The sequence below is a fragment of the Candidatus Accumulibacter vicinus genome, assembly GCF_000584955.1.
In the GTDB taxonomy this organism is placed as follows: Bacteria; Pseudomonadota; Gammaproteobacteria; order Burkholderiales; family Rhodocyclaceae; genus Accumulibacter; species Accumulibacter vicinus.
This window is the reverse complement of record NZ_JDSS02000045.1, coordinates 91,012-92,952: the sequence shown is the minus strand read 5'-3', so window position 1 is coordinate 92,952 and position 1,941 is coordinate 91,012. Positions and strand designations below refer to the sequence as shown.

General features: G+C 63.5%; 2 protein-coding genes. One reads left to right on the top strand and one right to left on the bottom strand.

What is annotated here, in order from left to right:
- Window positions 1-496: 496 nt before the first annotated feature.
- Entirely contained in the window at window positions 497-1,504 is a 1,008-nt protein-coding gene (locus CAPSK01_RS19450; protein WP_273704120.1) for a tyrosine-type recombinase/integrase, read from the top strand.
- 88 nt (window positions 1,505-1,592) lie between these two features.
- Here the strand turns inward: CAPSK01_RS19450 and CAPSK01_RS19445 are convergent.
- Window positions 1,593-1,941 (bottom strand): nickel-dependent hydrogenase large subunit (locus tag CAPSK01_RS19445; RefSeq protein WP_273704119.1); only part of this gene is annotated, 349 nt, incomplete at its 5' end.

Sequence of the window (1,941 nt, the reverse complement as noted above, 5' to 3'; positions counted from 1 at the left end):
GATTTCTATCGCGGCTTGGTGGATGAGTGCGCCAAGCACCTCGGCCCGCGCGCCTTCACGGCCGACGATGGCACGGTGCTGCCGGACCCCGTGCGGCTGCGCGTGCCGGAACTGGTGGCGGAACTGGTGCGGGCCTAACAAGCCTCGCGCCAGGTAGGCGAGCGATACAATAATGGAGGACAGAATGCAATGCCACCAAAGCTGATACCCGTCGCCCATTGGAGTGCCGCACGGTTCGACCCGCCGGCATCGGCTCAAATGCTTCGCCGATGGTGCCGGCAGGGGAAGATTCCAGGAGCAGTCCGCATCGGCCGCGAGTGGCGGGTCCCTGTGGACGCCGAGTATCAGGCGTCGGTGTCAGAGAGCAACGAACTGATGAGGTTGATCTATGGCCGCCAACGCTCGGCAGCGTAGCCGCCGCCATTGGCCAAGGGGACTGCGCGAGGTCCGTCCCGGATATTTCGCATGGGATCCGCCGGCTGACGTGTGCCCGTTCATGGACTCGAAACCGCCAGCCGGAGGATTCGTTCTCGGCAGGATGACGCTGCAGCAGGCAATCTCACAGGTGACGGAAGTCTACCTGCACCTGCACGGCAAGATGCAGAAGAAGCGCCTGATACACACCGTCCAGAGCGCTCCGGACAGGGTGTCAGACTGGATTCCGCTGTACCTGGAGCGTGTGAAGGCGCGCGACGTGAAGACCGAAACGCTGGCAGTCGCGCGTCGCTACCTTGTCAAGGTCGAGCCGGTTCTGGGGCACCTGGCGATTTCGGTGATTACCACACGCCACATTGCCGACTACCTTGCCACGCTTGCCGGCACCCCTCGAACACAGCAGGCGACACGATCGGTTCTGCTCGACTTCTTCCGCGAGGCGATCGCCGCCGGCTGGCGAGCCGACAACCCCGTTGCACCAACCAGATCAGAACGAGTCGAGACTCAGCGCGGTCGGCTTTCGCTCGAGCACTTCAAGGCAATTCACAGATGGAGTGCGGCCAATCAACCCGCGTGGGCGACGCGGGCGATAGAACTGGCAATTGTCACCGCACAGCGCCGGGCTGATATTGCGGCAATGCTCTTTTCCCAGACGCGTGACGGGCATCTGTGGATCGAGCAAGGCAAGGGTGGCGCGAAAGTGGCGATTCCGCTGGGGCTGCGCCTTGACGCCGTTGGCTTGACCGTCGGCGATGTGGTCGCGCGCTGCAGAGACGGAGTGCTCAGCCGGTACCTCGTGCATCACACTGCGCACACGGGGCGCGCAAAGCCTGGATCGAAGGTTCGGGATACGACCATTGGACAGGCCTTCGCCGAGGCGCGCGACGCGGCCGGAGTGACTGTGAAGGGCAAGACGCCGCCGACATTCCACGAACTGCGCAGCCTGTCGCTACGCCTGTATCACGATCAAGGCATTAACGCGCAGGCGTTGGCCGGGCACAAGAGCGCGGACATGACCAGTGTCTACCGGGATGTCCGGGGGGATGAGTGGGTCAAGGTGAGCATCTGATGTTGCGCGCCGGACTTCCCATTCCGCACAAATTCCGCACAAATTCCGCACAGCACGCCATAACTAATTGTTTTTATTGAACTATTTTTCAATGCACCGTGCATACCATGCACGGATCGAACGACCGCACGACGTGCTGGACGGTGAGCGGCACCCTTTCGCCTTCGCCCACGGGCAACCCGACCAGCGCCTGCTCGAGTGCGCCGGGAACGCCTGCCGCATCGCGTGGCGAGAAGTTCCAGGTGGTCGGGGCGATGATCTGGTAGCCGGCGATCCTGCCGCGTTCGATGCGCAGCCAGTGGCCCAGAGATCCCCGCGCAGCTTCGATAAGGCCGACGCCGCTCGCCTGATCAGGCAACGGCCAGGGATGGCAGAAAGCCTCGCCCGGCGTCAGGGCGCGTACCCAGCGCTCCATCGCCGGCACCACCAGGGCGAGT

Coding starts and splice junctions, on each gene's coding strand:
- CAPSK01_RS19450 (WP_273704120.1), top strand. CDS start 497: ATGGACTCGAAACCGCCAGCCGGAGGATTCGTTCTCGGCAGGATGACG.